Annotated in this window: 16 protein-coding genes and 1 tRNA gene; 3 read left to right on the top strand and 14 right to left on the bottom strand. The window is 60.2% G+C overall.

Annotation, left to right across the window (positions count from 1 at the left end; all coding sequences use genetic code 11):
• Positions 1-13: 13 nt before the first annotated feature.
• The 8 genes from rfbG to HMPREF9162_RS12920 are packed head-to-tail and all read right to left on the bottom strand — an operon-like array spanning position 14 to position 7,656.
• Positions 14-1,075, bottom strand: coding sequence for a CDP-glucose 4,6-dehydratase (rfbG, locus tag HMPREF9162_RS01910; RefSeq protein ID WP_009438273.1), 1,062 nt, complete (start codon positions 1,073-1,075; stop codon positions 14-16).
• Positions 1,072-1,974: an NAD(P)-dependent oxidoreductase gene (locus tag HMPREF9162_RS01905; protein WP_050782857.1), complete on the bottom strand. Its 903-nt coding sequence runs from the start codon at positions 1,972-1,974 to the stop codon at positions 1,072-1,074. Before HMPREF9162_RS01905 ends, rfbG begins: the two co-directional genes overlap by 4 nt.
• Positions 1,971-3,101 carry a class I SAM-dependent methyltransferase gene (locus HMPREF9162_RS01900; protein ID WP_009752618.1) on the bottom strand — a complete coding sequence of 377 codons (1,131 nt, stop codon included), beginning with the start codon at positions 3,099-3,101 and terminating at the stop codon, positions 1,971-1,973. The genes HMPREF9162_RS01905 and HMPREF9162_RS01900 overlap by 4 nt, the downstream gene beginning before the upstream one ends.
• Positions 3,102-3,114: 13 nt before the next feature.
• Positions 3,115-4,242: an FkbM family methyltransferase gene (locus HMPREF9162_RS01895; protein ID WP_009752570.1), complete on the bottom strand. Its 1,128-nt coding sequence runs from the start codon at positions 4,240-4,242 to the stop codon at positions 3,115-3,117.
• 35 nt (positions 4,243-4,277) lie between these two features.
• On the bottom strand, positions 4,278-5,204 hold the full coding sequence (locus tag HMPREF9162_RS01890) for an FkbM family methyltransferase (RefSeq protein WP_009438303.1): 927 nt from the start codon (positions 5,202-5,204) through the stop codon (positions 4,278-4,280).
• Entirely contained in the window at positions 5,201-6,244 is a 1,044-nt protein-coding gene (locus HMPREF9162_RS01885; RefSeq protein WP_009752572.1) for a radical SAM/SPASM domain-containing protein, read from the bottom strand. Before HMPREF9162_RS01885 ends, HMPREF9162_RS01890 begins: the two co-directional genes overlap by 4 nt.
• The gene (locus HMPREF9162_RS01880; RefSeq protein ID WP_009752653.1) at positions 6,241-7,317 is read right to left on the bottom strand and encodes a radical SAM/SPASM domain-containing protein; all 1,077 of its coding nucleotides are present in this window, start codon (positions 7,315-7,317) and stop codon (positions 6,241-6,243) included. The genes HMPREF9162_RS01885 and HMPREF9162_RS01880 overlap by 4 nt, the downstream gene beginning before the upstream one ends.
• A gap of 12 nt (positions 7,318-7,329) precedes the next feature.
• A complete protein-coding gene (locus HMPREF9162_RS12920) occupies positions 7,330-7,656 on the bottom strand; it encodes an FkbM family methyltransferase (RefSeq protein WP_050782855.1) in 327 nt (108 codons plus the stop codon).
• Between the two features lie 124 nt (positions 7,657-7,780).
• Here HMPREF9162_RS12920 and HMPREF9162_RS12915 point away from each other — a divergent pair, with 124 nt between their 5' ends.
• Positions 7,781-8,293 (top strand): hypothetical protein, encoded by a 513-nt coding sequence (locus HMPREF9162_RS12915; RefSeq protein WP_050782853.1) that lies wholly within the window; start codon positions 7,781-7,783, stop codon positions 8,291-8,293.
• Positions 8,294-8,444: 151 nt separating this feature from the next.
• Here the strand turns inward: HMPREF9162_RS12915 and HMPREF9162_RS01870 are convergent, their stop codons facing one another.
• From HMPREF9162_RS01870 to rfbF, 4 genes are all read right to left on the bottom strand, one after another.
• Positions 8,445-10,229, bottom strand: coding sequence for a thiamine pyrophosphate-binding protein (locus tag HMPREF9162_RS01870; protein ID WP_009438295.1), 1,785 nt, complete (start codon positions 10,227-10,229; stop codon positions 8,445-8,447).
• Between the two features lie 2 nt (positions 10,230-10,231).
• The gene (locus HMPREF9162_RS01865) at positions 10,232-10,705 is read right to left on the bottom strand and encodes an HAD family hydrolase (RefSeq protein WP_009752754.1); all 474 of its coding nucleotides are present in this window, start codon (positions 10,703-10,705) and stop codon (positions 10,232-10,234) included.
• A complete protein-coding gene (locus HMPREF9162_RS01860) occupies positions 10,702-11,541 on the bottom strand; it encodes an N-acetylneuraminate synthase family protein (protein WP_009752569.1) in 840 nt (279 codons plus the stop codon). Before HMPREF9162_RS01860 ends, HMPREF9162_RS01865 begins: the two co-directional genes overlap by 4 nt.
• A gap of 97 nt (positions 11,542-11,638) precedes the next feature.
• On the bottom strand, positions 11,639-12,418 hold the full coding sequence (gene rfbF, locus HMPREF9162_RS01855; RefSeq protein WP_009438233.1) for a glucose-1-phosphate cytidylyltransferase: 780 nt from the start codon (positions 12,416-12,418) through the stop codon (positions 11,639-11,641).
• A 147-nt stretch (positions 12,419-12,565) separates the two neighbouring features.
• On the opposite strand from rfbF, the gene HMPREF9162_RS01850 reads away from it, so the two are divergent.
• Both HMPREF9162_RS01850 and HMPREF9162_RS01845 read left to right on the top strand, forming a co-directional pair.
• Positions 12,566-12,817 (top strand): hypothetical protein, encoded by a 252-nt coding sequence (locus HMPREF9162_RS01850; protein WP_037350133.1) that lies wholly within the window; start codon positions 12,566-12,568, stop codon positions 12,815-12,817.
• An 83-nt stretch (positions 12,818-12,900) separates the two neighbouring features.
• Positions 12,901-12,976: transfer RNA gene (locus HMPREF9162_RS01845), tRNA-Ala, on the top strand.
• 138 nt (positions 12,977-13,114) lie between these two features.
• Here HMPREF9162_RS01845 and csaB read toward each other — a convergent pair.
• Complete coding sequence (csaB, locus tag HMPREF9162_RS01840) at positions 13,115-14,209, bottom strand: polysaccharide pyruvyl transferase CsaB (RefSeq protein ID WP_009752581.1); 1,095 nt, start codon at positions 14,207-14,209, stop codon at positions 13,115-13,117.
• 57 nt (positions 14,210-14,266) lie between these two features.
• Positions 14,267-16,315: a DUF5693 family protein gene (locus HMPREF9162_RS01835; protein WP_009438311.1), complete on the bottom strand. Its 2,049-nt coding sequence runs from the start codon at positions 16,313-16,315 to the stop codon at positions 14,267-14,269.
• Between the last annotated feature and the right edge of the window lie 23 nt (positions 16,316-16,338).

The raw sequence follows: 16,338 nt of genomic DNA, 5'->3' as shown, positions 1-16,338 counted from the left end.
TTTCTGCAAAACCTCAGCCCTGCGCTAAAAATGTCCGTATCTGACGCGCACTGAAATCGCGCATATCCGCGTCCGCCTGCCATGCCTTTGCCCATCGTACCGTCTGCGTGACCGCCGTGCGGATGTCCCAGCGCGGATACAGGTTCATCTCCGCCCGCAGCTTCGATGCGTCCAGCTTCAAAAAATGTGCCTCGTGTGGGCCGCCGTCCCCTGCGGTGCGCCAACGCAGCCCCTCGCCCCACGCCGCACAGAACAGATCGGCGAGTGCGCCCGTCGTCACACAGTCCGCATCATCGGGGCCCACATTCCACGCCCCGACAAAACGCGCGTCCTCTGCCTGCCGCGCCGTGATCGCGAGATAGGCGGCGAGCGGTTCGAGCACATGCTGATAGGGACGCGTAGACGCAGGATTCCGTATATCGATCACCGTACCGCGCAGCGCCGCGCGAATGCAGTCCGGGACGATGCGGTCGGGCGCAAAATCGCCGCCGCCGATCACATTGCCCGCGCGAGCCGTCGAAAGGCGTACCGCACCGTCCGCAAAATAGCTCTCGCGGTAGCTGTGCACCGCGATCTCCGCACAGCTCTTGCTCGCCGCATAGGGATCGCGCCCCATCAGACGGTCGCACTCGCGATAGCCCCACGCCCATTCCCGATTTTCATACACCTTATCCGTCGTCACCACGAGCACGGAGCGCGCCGTATCGCTCGTGCGGACACATTCGAGGAGATTGACCGTCCCCATCACATTGACGGTGAACGTATCCACAGGAGCCGCATAGCCCGTGCGCACGATCGGCTGCGCCGCCAGATGAAAGACGACCTCCGGGCTCGCCCGGTCAAACGCGGCGCGCAGCGCGGCGAGATCGCGCACATCGCCGTGCACAGAGCGAATCTCATCGAGAATACCGAGCCGGCGGAGCGTCTCCGCCCCCTCCGGCGTCGGCGCGTCGAGCGCATAGCCCGTCACCTCCGCCCCCGCGCGCAGGAGGAGCATCGTCAGCCACATGCCCTTAAAGCCCGTATGCCCTGTGAGGAATACGTGTTTGCCACGGTAAAATACTAGATCGTTCATATGCTCCCTCCCTCGTGCGGCAAATACGTCCGCCGCACGCCCTCTGCAAAGGACGTCGCCGCACGCCAGCCCGTATGGACAGCGATTTTCTCAACGGTGGGGCGCAGCGACAACGCCGCACGATCCGCCGTCCCGTACGCGATCACCGCATCCGGCGCGAGCAGAGCGCGCATTTCCTCCGTAAAGGATCGCAGGGGGCGCACATCACCGTGCGCGATATTGTAGACCTCGCCCGCCCTGCCGTGCGTAAGAAGCGCCGTCATCGCCGCCGCCGCATCCGCAGCATAGAGATAGTCCCACATCTGCGTCCCTGCCGTCATCCGCATCGTCTCTCCGCGCCGGAGCGCCGCCGCAAGCGATGCGAGCAGCGTCGTCGCCGGCTCACAGGTCCCGTAAACGCTGAACACACGCCCCCACATCCAGTCCATGCCGCACACCGCTGCGTGCACGCGCGTCAGATGGAGCACGGCGACCTTCGCCGCACCGTAGGGCGTCACGGGATGCGGCACGGCATCTTCGCGCATCACATCGTCCGCGTTCCCATACTCCGCCTGTGAACCGATGCCGAGGAACCGGCGGCAGCCGATGATCCCGAGCGCCGTGACAAGCTCCACCGCCGCAGAAAGGCTCTCCATCTGCACCGACATGTCCATGCGCCGCGGATCCCACGCCAGATGCACCGCACTGTCAAGCGGCTCCGTCACATGCTCCGGCAAATGGGCGATCTCCTCCATCGCGAGCGGAACGACGCGCAGATGCGGATGCGGAAGGAGGCGCGCATTGCTCTTTGACGCGGGGCGCACAATCGCCTCGACGAAGAACCCCTGCGCCAGTAAATATTGAACGAGGTTCCACCCGAGGAAGCCCGCCGCCCCCGTCACAAGTACGCGCCGCATCATGCCCGCCGTACCCCGCCGGGCGTAAATACGGCACGCACGACCTCCGGATGCTCGCGCTTCAAAATGCGCACAATCTCCTCCGAATAGCTCCCCGCCATCACGAGCACCGCTCCGATCCGCCCCGCTGCGAGCACAGAGGGCGCAACGATAGGGATGTGCGTCGCGGGCGTCTGCTTATTTTGCTTAAAATCCGCAGAATCCAGCACACAGTCGATGCGCCCCACCATCCCGAGCAGCGCGAGATCGGCGAGTGCCTGATGCCCCGCCCCCCAGACGGCGGTCACGCGCCCCTCCGCTTCCATTTCCGAAAGGAACGCATCGACGCTCCGGCGCATCGACGCCTGCTGCGTGAGGAAGCCCGAGACATCGATTTTCCGCCGTTTGCGCACCTCTGCCGAGAGCACATAGCCGTGCCAAACGGACGCACAGGAAAGCACCTCGAAGCCGCACATCTCAAGCGTCCGCCGCAGCGTGTCCTCCGTGAAGTACAGCAGATGATCCTGAATGAACTCCGCATAGAGCCGCTCCCGCAGAATCATATCGACATCGGGCACCTCCACGATGCCGACCGCGCCGTCCATCAGATTGCGCGCAATGCGGCGCAGGTACGCGCAGGGATCGGGGTTGTGTTCAAGGAAACTCAGAATGTAGAACGCATCGTACGGTGCCTCGGGGATTTCCTCCGATCCCTCCTCAAGAAACATCGGATAGACCGTATGCCCCTCTGCGCGCGCCTGCCGCACAAGATTCTCCGCGTACTCAATGCCGACGGCATCCGCCCCCGCTTCCGCCATCATCGAGAGGAATTCGCCGCCGCCGCAGCCGATCTCAACGATGCGTTTCCCCTGCAAACGATACCGCGCGATAAAGTCACGGAACTGTGCCACGCGGAACGCACGCATCTCCCTCGATACACGCGTCGCACGGATCACCTCGCGATAGTAAGGCACGGGTTCTCCGCCGAGCTGGAGCATCCCGCACGATGCGCATTGATAGAGATCCAGATCGACGCCGCATTCCGTCTCCGCCGCATCGAGCGCCGGAAAAAACTGCGCCGACTTCGGCATATTGTGATAGGAAAGCAGGGGATCCCCCGGAATCCCCTGCCCGCAGATACGGCACTGCATAGATATTCGCTCCTTAAATCACTGCATAGCAAACGGTTTCGTAGATGAGCGGGGTATGATGGCGCATATAGAGGCGGTAGGACGGCTCAATGTCATGGATCATGAGGGGAATCTCCCAAAGATCCGAGATCGCGTGATAGACGCAGATCGCAAGTTCCGGACGGCAGCGCCGAATGAGCTCCGCCGCACCCGTGAGAGCATCCCGCTCCGCGCCCTCGATGTCCATTTTGATAAAGGTAACGTCCTCGTCCTTTAGATGATCCGACATGCGGACGATCTCGCCGGGAATGCCCTCCGCCGTAATCGCGGATGCGGACACAACGTCACTGTAGAAAATTTTTTCATGCCGCGCGCCTACGCCGCAGTTGTAGGCGACGAGCTCTCCTGTCCCCCCCCCGTGGACACGCATGTTTTTCTCCAGAATCTCATAATTTTTGTGGCTGAGTTCATAGGCAATATACTTGCGGAACGGAAGCCCGCGCCGGAGGAAATCCGCCAGCGTGTCACCCGTATATGCGCCGCAGTCAACGAGTACAGATTCCTCATTGAAATGAATCAGGTCATCTTGGAAGTACTGATCCCCGCGGTAGATGTCATCGTAGTATCGATATTTACCAAAGCCGGGGACGAAATCAAAAAATCCGCGCAGACGCGTCAACAGCACGTCACGCGATGCCTCGTCTGCGAGCAGGTCAAAACATGCGCCGGCACGCTCCGCCACGGTCTCCGGGTCGGCGTCGCAGAGATCATCATACATCGCGCTCATGGAGATATGTTCCATGTCGATGACACGGCGAATCCCCATCTCTCCGAGCTGTGCCGCAACGGCTTTGCCATGCAGTCCGACCGCGATCAAGACCAACGGATCACGCACGGCACGCAGTTCCTCAGGGGAGATACATATGGCCTTCCCGATATGCGTTCCCCATTTGCCCGCATCACGATCGACAAAGGCGCATCGTCCGCCCGCGTGTGCTGCGATATGCGCGGCGGCGCGTCCCACTTCGCCCGCACCCCAAATATAGCACATTTCCGCGCGGAACGTCTCGATTAGCTCCGTATACCACGCCTGCCATGCGGCAACGGCGGATGTGAGGTTTTCGCGGATGAGCCGTACGGCACGGTCTTTTTGCTGGTTCATGATATACTCCTAAGTTTCACGATGCCCGGTGCAGGTCACCGCCGCTCCCATGCGTCTTTGGCGACAAAGATGGTGTTGTACGCGATCGTTGTGTATTCGAGGTAATCGTTTGTCCGCATAAAGTCTATGAGCGCCGCGCGGCTCGTATCGAGATGATCCATCTCGACCATGATCACGGCGGGGTGAAACCGCGCGTAGTCGAGGGCGCGCATGATTTTCTCGTCCTCGCCCTCGGCATCCACGAGCAGCATGTCTACTAGGGGGGGGCATGTGTCTACAATTTCATTGATGCCGATCACGTCGACGGGAATCTCATAGACTTCATTGTGCGTGATGCCGTCCCATGCGTGATGATGCGCCTCTGAGAGACTGCTGACGAGGGAGCTCTTGCTCGCGTAGAACGTCATGGGCTCCGCCGCGCTCTTTGCCGATACCGCGGCATGGAGAAAGCGATCGCCGGGGCGCGCCATCGCGACGAGACGCCCGACGGCGGGCAGGGGATCGACAAGCAGTCCGCGCGCCCCCGCACGATAGAGGTTGTAGGTGTTGTTGAACCGCACGGGATCATTCGTCCCGACCTCGATATAGGTCAGTCCGCGCAGCGGCAGCCCCAGCTCTCCGCAGACGAGCATGAGCAGCGCATCCTCGGCATTCTCGCCGTAAAATCTGCGTAGCGCCGGTTCCTCTTTCGCCATCTCGTAAAAAAGCACGCGGATTTTCTCTTCCGGTACGTCAAAGGTGCGGATGAGATCCTCCACGATGCTCACGGGATCGGCGGTGACGAGCACGATGTCAAATTTCCCAAGGCGATCGCGCAGTTCTTCTTTGCGGACCGCCCCTGCGGCAGGCAGGCGGCTCTCGTCTTGGTCGCAGTACCCGGTCACATGAAAATGCGCCGCGATCCAGTCTTGATGTTCCTCGTAGTCATGGGCAAGCCCATAGACCAATGTGTTCCCGTTCATATACATTCCCTCGTTTTTTCGATCGGGCGGCGCAGCTGCGAGACCGGCACGCCGTCGATATCGTCCCGCGTATAGTGCGCACTCTTGTAGACGGAACAGCCCCGACAACTGATGTTCTCGCGGTTGCGCCCCTCAAGCTGCATGACCTGAAAATCGTACATGCGCCGTCCGTTCCAAATCTCCTCGATGGTCTCCTCGCGCACATTGCCGAGATTCGTCCCGCCGAACCAATCGTTGCAGCAGGGCGCAACCGCGCCGTTGGAGCGCACGGCAAGCGTGGTAAAGGGCATAGGGCACGCGCTGCGCCCCGTGAGGTGTCGTTCGACCCTGCCCATGTCCGCGCCGTAGAGCCGGTCGATGAACTGCTCGCCGTCGATCTCCACCCAACTGTGCGGCTCGTCGAGGTAGATCTCGTCCGCCACGTCCGCATAGGCGTCGCGAAAGGTCTGATTCTCCGTCTCGTCGTAGGTGTTGAGCATCTTGCACGCGATGAAGGGGCGCTCGCTGCCCATTTCCCTCTTTACGCGCTGCAGCATTGCCAGATTGTCATGCACGCGCGCCATCGGTACGCCGGACGCCGTGATCTCGAGGTGCTTCGCGGGGATCGCGGAGTAGATGGAGACGCGCAGATAGTCGAGCCCCCCGCGCACGAGCCCGCGGCAGATATCCTCGGTGAGCAGTGACGCATTCGTCGTTGTCTCGATGCGGTCGGCGATGTCCGCCGCATGTGCGAGCGTCAGCATCTCTATAAAATGCGGGTTCGTGAACGGCTCGCCGTAGATGCAGAGCTTGAGCACCTTGAACCGCTCGCCCTGCCACGCCTGCGCCTGCCGGATAATGCGCCGAAAGAGCGCCATATCCATGACATGACGCTTTTCCTTAAATTTTTCCTCCGCCGCGCTTTGAAAGCACATGCGGCAGCGAAAATTGCATGTGCTTGACGGTTCGATGAGCAGCGTATAGGGTTTTGCGAGCGGAATGACGTCGCGCAGATTGTGCCGTGCGGTGTTCTTCAGCTCGGTGTAGCGCACTGCGCTCATTCGGCATCATCATCCTTGACAAAATCCTCTTCGGAGAACGCCTCCCGGTAATCGATCGGCAGTTTTTTTCCGTAGAATTTCGACATATGATCTTTAATGAAGCGGCGATCCACGCCCGAGAGGCAGATCGGGCTGCTCTCCCGAAAATGCCTTACAGAAAGACCGCGCCGCAGGATTTCTGCAAGCGAATCATCAATGATATTGCCCAGCGAAAAATGCATAAAGACGCAGGGCATCACGTCCCCGTACTTTGTCACCACGAGGATCTTCTTGACTGCGCCGCACGATCCCTGTTTCTCTTGATAAGTGGGGAAGGTATCTAGGTGAATAACAGGGTATCTCTCATGAAGTTTGCGAAGATATTTCAAGTCGGATCCGTTGACAAGGATCTCCTCCTGTCCTTCCCAGCGACCGATCGCCTTTGCAAGCAGAACGTCCACCTGTATGCCGCGTTCCTGACAGTATTCCGCCATGCGCTCTGTCTGCTCCGTTTGACAGTTCTGACGCGTGACCACGGTCTGCGCGACGGGCTGCAAATCTGCCGCCAAAGCATTATCGAGTGCTCGCAGCGCCGCGCTCGTCTGCCCCTTGTCATGGAAGGAGGGACCGTTCTCGTCAATACAGTCAAGACTGATCTTTAGTTTATCGATGCCGATGGACTTCACCCATTTCGCCTTCTCTAGCGTCAGCAGTGCGCCGTTCGTGCTCATGCTGATGTGGAACCGATCGGGTCCGATCGCCTTGACAACATCCTCAAGATCGGGAAATGTCAGCGGTTCGCCGCCCGATACGCTCATTTGTGCAAGTCCCAAAGCATCCGCCTCGTCGCAGAACCGTTTGATGATCTCGGGTGTGAGCCAACGTTTTTTGGGCGAAAAGCAAAGATTGCTGCAATGCGGGCAGGTCATATTACAACGATAGTCATAAATAAATTCGACAATCGGCGTGAATTGTCCGCGTGCGTGAAGCTCCTCGTATTTCTCGAATTTCGCAACGACCTTCGGCTTTATCTTTCGGAGCTTTTCGCGCTTGTCGTGCTCCGTTTTCTTCTGATATTCTGAGCGTTCTTCCATGATTTCCCTTTCCTAAATAATGGCATAGCACACGGTCTCCGTTTCATCCGTGTCATGATGCCGAAAATAAAATCGATACGCGGGATTCATCTCCCGGATCAGCGCGGGGATCTCCCACAGATGCTCTGCGCGGTGATAGGTACAGATGGCGAGCTTCGGCGCGTGCTCGCGGATGATGCGCTCCGCCCCGCGCAGCGCAAGGGGTTCCGCGCCCTCGATGTCCATTTTGACGAGTGTGACGGGCGCCTCCCCAAGCACCTCGTCCAAGGGGCGGAACTCCGCCCGCTCCGAACCGTCCTCGGCAAATACGGAGCTGGTGGCGTTTTCGTGATAGCGCATCCACCCCCGTATTGGAACATCCGTACGGATATGGTGAGATTTTCTCCGCGTCATAGCGCGGATCGGTCGTCCCTTTATGAGAGAGTTTTGCAAAATTGCGCCGCGACATTTCAAAAGCATAGATATGCCGGTACTTCCCATGTACGGCGCGCAGGAAAGCATCCATTGTATCACCGTCGTACGCACCGACATCGACGAAGCATTCTTCATCGGTCAGCGGCATAATGGACGGAACGAAGTATTGATCGGGGATGCAGTCGATGCCCACATGCGCCTCGTCGAAATCTTTCTCTATCGTTTGGCAGACGATCTCGCGCGAGGTATCGTCCGCACAGAGCTCGAGCAGGGCAAGCGCCTCGCGCTCCATCGTGCGCAGCATCTCGGGATGTCCCTCATAGCGCAGACACGCGTCAAAGGAGAAGAAGTTCACGGTCGCCGCAAAGGCATTCGTGCCAAGCGCGCGCAGTTCTCCCATGACAGGCGCGGCATTGCGCATCGTAACGAGCACGGCCATCTCCGGCAGGAGCGCCGTCAGCTCTGCGCGCGTCTCGATCCGATGCTCTGTGCCGATCCATGCGGCGCGCGCCTCGGGCGACGCGTCGTATACATAGTCCGCGTGAATCCCGAGCGACTTTAGATAGCCGCGCCAATTATATCCGTGACTGCCGAGCCCCCATAGACAGAGCTTCGGCTTTGCTTGGATGTTCTTCAAAAAACGAACGGATTCGGATGCCGTGTTCCCCATCTCCCGCGCGATGACGGCGCGGATTCGCTCTGCGTAGTCCATATCAGGCGTCCTCCGCAATCATATTCGCTGCGGTTTCCTCCGGCGGCAGATAGGGCCACATCTCTTCAAGCGGTTTTGAGATCATCGAGCCGTTCGGCAGTTTCTCCGCCTTTGTCCGCGGGGTTGCCGTCGCCGTCGGCGTGACGCTGACGAGACAGAGTACGGGGCCCTTTGCGGCGAGCGCCTCTCCTATGACCTCCGGCATCTCGGCGGGCGTATTCATGCTGAAAACCTTGCATCCGTAGGCCGCCGCGACCGCGCCGATGTCCGGGATGGCAAGTCCGCTCTCGGCGTTTGCCGCAACGTAGTTGCCGCCGAAGAAATTGCGCTGCGTCCCCATGATGCTGGCGTAGCCGCCGTTCATCCAGATGAATATCTTAATAGGAAGCCGCCGTGCCGCGATGGTCGCGAGTTCCTGTATGTTGAGTTGGAACGCACCGTCGCCGTCGATGAGGATGGTGCGGCGTCCGCGATTCGCAAGACATGCGCCGAGCGCGTACGGGACGCCGAATCCCATCGAGCCGAGTCCAGCGGCGTTCTTCACCTTTTGTCCGTATTTGACGCGCAGCGCCTGATAGGTGATCTCGCCCGCGGCGCCGGAGCTCTCGGGGACGAGGATGTCCTCTGCGGTCATCTGCCGCGAGAGCTCGTCGACAAAGACATGCGGGTCGATGTATGCGGTCTCGGTGCGCATCTCCGCGGTAATCGCGGGGTATTTCTCCCGCATCCGCACGCAGTAATCCTGCCATGCGTCACGTTCCCCCGCGCGCCGGGGATATTCCTCGGCGGCGAGCGCGGGGAGTACCGCCCGCAGATCGGCGGCGAGACGCACGGCGATCTCCATGTCGAGCTTATCGATCTCGGCGGGATCAATGTCTACGATCATCTTTTGCGCGTGTTTTCCGAAATTCCGATGATTCCACGCGGTGAGACTGCTGTCAAGGCGGCTGCCGAGCACGAGGAGGGCGTCGGCATTCTGCAAGATGAAATTCGCGGCGCGATGCCCCATGCCGCCGGGACAGCCGAAGTACAGGGGATCGTCGGCATCGAGCAGGTCGATGGTCTTCCATGTGAGGAGCGTCGGGATGCCCGTCTTTTCCCGCAGCGCGTAGAGGGCTTCCTCCGCGCCCGCCGCCCGCACGCCGTTCCCGGCGAGGATGACGGGGCGTTTTGCCTCCGAGAGCATCCGGGCGATGCGCCGCACGGCGTCCGTATCGAGGGGTACATCCGTCTCCCCGGGCGTATAGCCGCCGAGCTCCGCCGGCTCGATCTCCGCCGCCTGTACGTCGAGCGGGATGTCGATCCACACGGGGCCGCGGCGTCCGTGCATGGCGAGGTGATACGCCTTTTCGAGGACAAAGCGGATCTCGCTCGGCTCTCTGACGGTCACGGCGTATTTCGTGAGCGGTGTGACGACGGGCACGATGTCGACTTCCTGTGACCCCATCTGCCGCACGCCGCTCGTGCCGATGCGGTCGCTGCGCTTTACCTGTCCGGAGAGAAAGAGGACGGGCGTCGAGTCGATCCATGCGGCGGCAAGCCCCGTGACGGTGTTCGTGCCGCCGGGCCCCGTCGTGACGAGGACGGCGCCGAGCCCGCCCGTATGCTGCGCATAGCTCTCCGCCGCAATAGAAGAAGCCTGCTCATGCAGGCAGGCAATATATTCTAATTGTTCACTGCGTCCGAGCGCATCCACGAGATGCATACAGCCGCCGCCGGGCAGCATGAATACATGGCGGACTCCCCTCTGCGCCAAAAACGCCATGACGTAATCTGATAATCTCATCCCTACCGGTTCTCCACAATCGTTTCTACAAGCTCAAGCAATGCGCCCGTGCCGCCCCTACATTCCGTTACGATGTCCGCCGCCTTGCGCGCGGCGAGAACGCCGTCGCGCACGGTCGCGCCGATCCCCGCCATCTCGATCGCGGGCACGTCGCGTGCCGAGTCTCCGATGTAGCAAATTTCATCCGCCGTAAGACCGAGCTCTTTGAGCAGCGATGCAACGGCTTTCCCCTTATCCTTTGCGCCAAAGACGGCAATCTCCACGCCGAACCGCTGCGCCATAAAGTGCGCGATCGGTGTGTCCTCCCCGGTGATGAAGGCAAAGTCTAGTCCTGCGGCACGCCCGATGCCGATGGCGTCGAGGTCGCGGAACGAGATCGCCTTGCTCTCCCTGCCGGCTTCGTCGATGCGGACGGTGCCGTCCGTGAGTACGCCGTCGATGTCCGCAAAGATGTATTTGATATTTTTCACCGTCATCCTCTGAGCTTCTTGCGCACTGCCATCTCCGCGGGGCTCAGCGTCTTTTTGCCCGTGCCGAGCGCGGATTCCATGAGGCGAATGTCGCGCACGAGGGCTTTCAGCGGCGCCGGCTCGATGGATGCCTTTTGATCCGATCCGTACATGGTCGTATCGAGGGTGATGTGCCGCTCGATCGACGTTGCGCCGAGTGCGACCGCGCCGAGCGTCGCGACATATCCGGTCTCGTGACTGCTAAATCCTGTCGGCACGCTGTAGCGCGCACGGATCTCCGGGATCAGGAGGAGATTCGCGTCTTCGACCGCCATCGGATAGGTGCTGTTGCAGTGCAGGAGTTCAAAGGGGCAGCCGTGCCGACGGAACACCGCCACGGCAGCGTCCACTTCCTCCCATGTGCTCATGCCGGTCGAGATGAACGTATAGCGCCCTTCGCTCGCCATCTCCTCGAGCAGCTCCATATGCCCGAGCATCGCGGAGGCGACTTTGTTATATTTCAGTTCGAATTGCCGCAGGAAGATCTGCGAATCCACATCCCAGACGGAGGCGAACCATTCGATGTTTTTCTCCTTGCAGTAACGGTCGATCTCACGGTAATCTTCGAGACCGAATTCGAGTCCTTCCTTCTGCTCGCGCTGTGTCGTTCCCCAAGGGCTCTCGCGCGGTTCCGCGAGAAACGCTGCGGTGTAGACTTTGTCCACGGTGCGCTTTTGGAATTTTACCGCGTCGCACCCCGCCTCTGCGGCAATGTCGATGAGTTCCTTGCAGATCTTCATGTCGCCGTTGTGATTGATGCCGATCTCGGCGATGAAAAAGACCTTCTTGTTGCTGTTTTCCATGCGTTTGCAGCCTCCCCGGTTCTTACTCTGTGCGCACTGCGGCACGCACTCCCTTATCATATTATATCGGATACTTCTTCACATACTTAAGCGGCACCTACCATGTGCGCCACGGAGCTCTCTGCTCCTGCCAGAGTTTTTCGAGCAGAACTTTTTCACGCAAGGTATCCATGCACTGCCAAAAGCCCTCGTGCCGGTAGCTCATGAGCTGCCCCTCCCCGGCAAGTCGCTCGAGCGGCGCGCCCTCAAAGACCACATCGTCTCCGGTCCCGATGTAGGAGAACACCTCCGGCTCGAGTACCATATAGCCCGCATTGATGGGCGCGGCGTCCTCCTGCGCCTTTTCACGGAAGGAGCTTACCGTGTTGTCTCTGCCGATCGAGAGCACGCCCTTTTGTTCTTTTTGCATCACGGTCGTTAGGGTTGCCAATTTTCCGTGCGCGCGGTGGAACGCCACGAGCTTTTGAATGTTGACGTCGCAGACACCGTCGCCATAGGTCATCATGAAGGTCTCGTTGCCGATGTATTTTTGCACGCGGCGAATGCGCGAGCCCGTCATCGTATTCAGCCCGGTGTTGACGACCGTGACCTTCCACGGCTCCGCCCGGCGGTCGTGCACGACGGTGCGGTAGCTGTCCCGTGTGAAGTCGAAGGTGATGTCCGATGTGTAGAGGAAATAGTCGGCGAACCACTCCTTGATCATATGCTGCTTGTAGCCCGCGCAGATGATGAACTCATAGAATCCGTAATGACTGTATTCCTTCATGATGTGCCAAAGGATCGGCATCCCGCCGATCTCCGCCATGGGCTTGGGACGCAGCTCCGACTCCTCCGTGATGCGCGTGCCCCAGCCGCCCGCTAGAAGTACAACTTTCATATGACCTCCCTCTTTGACGCAGATCCCTTTCCTTATTTATTTTCGCGCCGGATGCGTTTTTTCCTGTTTCACTTTTCTAAAAATTATGGTATGCTGTCGATATTTGGAACATGCGCAGCGTCTGCACCGAGAAAGAAGGTCGTCCGCATGGAATATATTCCACAGGGGCAGGAGCCGCCGAAACGCAGCCGCCGCCCGAGCCGATCGCTCATCATCACGATTCTCTTCATGCTCGCCGTGATGATCGCCATCCCCGTCTATCAGCATTTCGTGGAGCACAAGCATGACGTGCAGTCCTCCGATCATCACCACACCCATTCGCACGGCGAGAGCGAAGCAGCCCCCGCCGATTTCGGCACTACAGGCGAACACACACACGACCACAGCCACGCGCATTGACCACAACACAAGCTTTGCCCCCGATGAGAAAAAAGAGCTTGATTTTTTCCCGGTGCCGCGTTATAATGTCCCTTGTCAGTCATGGGGACGTAGCTCAGCTGGGAGAGCACCAGGTTCGCAATCTGGGGGTCGAGAGTTCAATCCTCTTCGTCTCCACCATCGACGACAGTATACGGAGAAACCGCACGGTTTCTCCGTTTTTTGTATGTATGGCAATTGACCGCGACAAGGAAAAACAAATAAAAACCGGGCTTGCACCATCGGATTTCTCCGGCGATGCAAGCCCAATTTTATTGCTCAATTTTCATGAATGATCCGCAGAGCAAGCTCCGCGTTGCGCGCGGCGAGAGTGCGCATCTGCGCGAGGAGTTCGCCGCTTGTCTCGGCAAAGCTGCGGCGCTCGTTCCACTTGCGCCGCACTTCTTTGAGGACACTTGCCGTTGTGATGTCCTGGAGGTCGTTGACAGGTTTTTCGCCGATGGAGCGCAGGAAGCGGTCGACCTTTGGGTCGTATGAGATACCGATCATGGGGACGCCCATGACGCCGGCGAAGATGAGTGCATGCAGGCGCACGCCGATCATGAGATCCATGTTCGCGACGAGGGAGAGGAGTTCGCTCGTCGTGTATTCGTCCGTGAGGACGGTGCATTCCTCGTGCGTACGGGCGGCAACGGTCTCGGCGGTGTGGACGTCCTCGGGGTACTGCATGGGGAGGAAAATGACGCGCGCGCCGAGCTCCCGGACGATGGCGTCACTGATCTCGGCGAGGACTTCTTTATAATGCTGCCACCCCTGCCAGTCGCGCACGGAGATGCCGACAACGGGCTTTGCGCCGTCCGCGCCGTAATGCGCGAGGATGGCGCGCCCCGCCTCCTTTCCGACGGGATGGATGCCGAGCACAGGGTCGGCGGTGCACTCCATAGGCGGACGCATGATGCCGAGCCGCCGCAGCTCCGCCATGGAGCCCTCATCGCGCACGGTGATGAGCGACACACGGTTGCCAAGCCAGCGCATCGCGCGGCAGGCAAACACTCCCGTGACGGGGCCGATCCCCTGCGCGTAGAGCATAACGCGTTTGCCGAGGAGCAGCGCGAGGAAGATCACCGCCATGTAGTAGTACAGACTGCGCCCGCTCGTGACGTTCTGGAGGAGGCTCCCGCCGCCGCTGACGACGAGATCGGCGCGGCGCATGGCGGAGAAAATCGCCCCCGCATCAAACGAGCCGATCGCCTCGACGCCGTGCCGGCGGCGCGTGTCGGCGGGATCGGCGGAGATCACCGTGATATGAAGTTCCGGGTCCAGGTCTCCGAGCACCTCGAGCATCGCCGCGAGCATCGCCTCGTCGCCCGCATTCTTTGCGCCGTAGTACCCCGATACGACGATCCGCTTCATCGGGTCAGATCCCCTCCGTTCCTTCGATCCCATAGTATTGGTTGTGTTCCCTCTGCATCATGCCGCCTTGACCCGCTCGAGCAATCGATTCCATGCCGCAACGAGCGCGACAAGCACGGCTCCAATCGCCCCTCCGAGCAGGACACCGCCGACGCCGCGCACGAGCGACATCTCGATCGGCGTGCGCATATGCGCAAATGTCTCGACCATCGATCCCTGCGCAATGGTGGCGGCGAGGACAAGTCCGAACACGATCATGGTTTTCCACCGCCGCGCCGCCGCGTAGATGCCGAGCAGGAACGCGGGATGCCCGATCAGAAATTCCTTCGTCCGCGGACGCGCATAAAAGAGCTGCTCAAGGAAGGCGCGCAGTTTCAGCTCGACGCCCGGCACGGGCATCCCCGAGGTGTGTCCGCTGCGCAGAACGAGCACAACGAGCGCACCAAGGAGCACGAGCGCGCCGAGCAGCGAACCGACGCGCACAGGGGTGTCCAAAATCTCGCGCACCTGACCCATGACGCCTGCAGAGGCATCAAATCGTCCGTCAAAAATGTCAAACCGCTGCATGAAGGCGACGGCGACGAGGATCATCGGCAGGACAAAGGTCAGCTTGATCCCGCGGAAAATATCGAACTCAAGGAAGTAGCGCGTATCGGCGAGCGCGCCCGAGAGATAGGACGCGCCGATCATCGAGAGCGCGCTTGTGATGGAGAGCAGTATCAGCCCCGCGACGATGATGCGCCATACGGGGGCGTCCTTTTGGAACCGCCTGCCGCGCAGGAGGTCGAGGAGGCCAACCATCGCGAGCGCGGGGAAGAGGTTGGCGCTCGCGAGCGCCGCGAGAATCCGAATTTTGCTCCCCGCGCCGAGCAGGATCGGCATCATCCCGATGAGCGCAGCGATGGCAAAGAAGAGCAGGACGGCGCGCCGCCTGCGGTTCAGTGCGGGCACAACGAGCGAGAGGTAGAGCACGCCCGCCGCCGCAACACCCATGATGACAAGAGCACGCAGGATGCGCGGCGGTTCGTAGGCGGCAAATGTCCCTGCTTTTCCGATTTTGAATCCGTGCGCACGCAGCGCCGCGCTCGTATCGGAAAAATACTTCATATTCGTTTCGAGCAGCGACATATTCGGCGCAGGATCTTCGTAGATGCGCAGGAGGTTGATGCGGATGTTGCGCTCCTCGTCCGTCGTCACCCATCGCTCAACGGCGGCGTCGATCTTGAGCTTTGTCAGCTCATCCTTTGGGATGGAGTAGAGACGTGCGACATGATCGTAGCCGACGCCCTTTGCGATCTCCTCCATGCCCTGTTGGTTGTAAAACTGCAGCTGCGTCACGCCCTCGATGAGCCCGAGCGTTAAATTGCGCGCGCGCATCTCGTCGATGGTCGTTTGGAGCGCTTTCGGCGCGCCGAGCGTCTCCGTCCCCGAAAATACAATGTCCGAGACACGGATACCGTCGAGCCGCGCAAAGACCGCCCGCACGTCATCGGACGTTGCCGTATGATAGTTCGACGGACGCGCGATGACGTCGAACCCTGCCGCATTCACAGCGCGCAGCTCATCGCTCGGCAAGCCGATGTTGCGCTTTTCGAATGCCTCGTAATAGTCCTTGACTGCAACGACCTCGTCGTTCCCGACTGTGTGGACGGTCACGCGCTGTGCGCCGAACCTGCGGAAGAGATCGTCCTTGAGCTCTGCGAATGCCGCCGCATCATGCCCGACGATGTAGATCTCCGTCCCGACGATTTTCCCGTCCTCGACCATTGCGCGCCACAGCGGATTGGTCAGCATCCCCGCATGGTAGCGCGCGAGGATGTCTGCGCCCGTGAGTGCAACCGCCTTGCCGTTCACGTTGAACTTCTTAAACGTCGTCTCGTAGACGGCGAGCGATGTGATACCCGCGTCCTTCGCACGCGCGAACACCTCGTCCGCGGGCAGTCCCTCGCGCGCGGCGAGCTCCAAGAGTCCCTCATAGTCGATGGCGAGCTCCACCGTGCGGCTCTCCTCCTCGACGGCGTGGCGCTGCATACCGATGACAAGCGAGGCAATAAGTCCGATGAATATGGCTGCGAGCAGCACGGGATGATAGTGAAATTTCTTCATGAACCTTCCTTCTCCGCTGCGAA

This window comes from Selenomonas sp. oral taxon 137 str. F0430 (assembly GCF_000183625.1).
Classification (GTDB): domain Bacteria; phylum Bacillota; class Negativicutes; order Selenomonadales; family Selenomonadaceae; genus Centipeda; species Centipeda artemidis.
Note: the sequence above shows the minus strand (reverse complement) of the source record. Positions and strands in the feature narration are given on the sequence as shown.

Excerpts from the sequence above, each read along its gene's own strand:
- rfbG (WP_009438273.1), bottom strand. The coding sequence starts at position 1,075 with ATGAACGATCTAGTATTTTACCGTGGCAAACACGTATTCCTCACAGGG.
- HMPREF9162_RS01905 (WP_050782857.1), bottom strand. The coding sequence starts at position 1,974 with ATGATGCGGCGCGTACTTGTGACGGGGGCGGCGGGCTTCCTCGGGTGG.
- HMPREF9162_RS01900 (WP_009752618.1), bottom strand. The coding sequence starts at position 3,101 with ATGCAGTGCCGTATCTGCGGGCAGGGGATTCCGGGGGATCCCCTGCTT.
- HMPREF9162_RS01895 (WP_009752570.1), bottom strand. The coding sequence starts at position 4,242 with ATGAACCAGCAAAAAGACCGTGCCGTACGGCTCATCCGCGAAAACCTC.
- HMPREF9162_RS01890 (WP_009438303.1), bottom strand. The coding sequence starts at position 5,204 with ATGAACGGGAACACATTGGTCTATGGGCTTGCCCATGACTACGAGGAA.
- HMPREF9162_RS01885 (WP_009752572.1), bottom strand. The coding sequence starts at position 6,244 with ATGAGCGCAGTGCGCTACACCGAGCTGAAGAACACCGCACGGCACAAT.
- HMPREF9162_RS01880 (WP_009752653.1), bottom strand. The coding sequence starts at position 7,317 with ATGGAAGAACGCTCAGAATATCAGAAGAAAACGGAGCACGACAAGCGC.
- HMPREF9162_RS12920 (WP_050782855.1), bottom strand. The coding sequence starts at position 7,656 with ATGCGCTATCACGAAAACGCCACCAGCTCCGTATTTGCCGAGGACGGT.
- HMPREF9162_RS12915 (WP_050782853.1), top strand. The coding sequence starts at position 7,781 with ATGCCGGTACTTCCCATGTACGGCGCGCAGGAAAGCATCCATTGTATC.
- HMPREF9162_RS01870 (WP_009438295.1), bottom strand. The coding sequence starts at position 10,229 with ATGAGATTATCAGATTACGTCATGGCGTTTTTGGCGCAGAGGGGAGTC.
- HMPREF9162_RS01865 (WP_009752754.1), bottom strand. The coding sequence starts at position 10,705 with ATGACGGTGAAAAATATCAAATACATCTTTGCGGACATCGACGGCGTA.
- HMPREF9162_RS01860 (WP_009752569.1), bottom strand. The coding sequence starts at position 11,541 with ATGGAAAACAGCAACAAGAAGGTCTTTTTCATCGCCGAGATCGGCATC.
- rfbF (WP_009438233.1), bottom strand. The coding sequence starts at position 12,418 with ATGAAAGTTGTACTTCTAGCGGGCGGCTGGGGCACGCGCATCACGGAG.
- HMPREF9162_RS01850 (WP_037350133.1), top strand. The coding sequence starts at position 12,566 with ATGGAATATATTCCACAGGGGCAGGAGCCGCCGAAACGCAGCCGCCGC.
- csaB (WP_009752581.1), bottom strand. The coding sequence starts at position 14,209 with ATGAAGCGGATCGTCGTATCGGGGTACTACGGCGCAAAGAATGCGGGC.
- HMPREF9162_RS01835 (WP_009438311.1), bottom strand. The coding sequence starts at position 16,315 with ATGAAGAAATTTCACTATCATCCCGTGCTGCTCGCAGCCATATTCATC.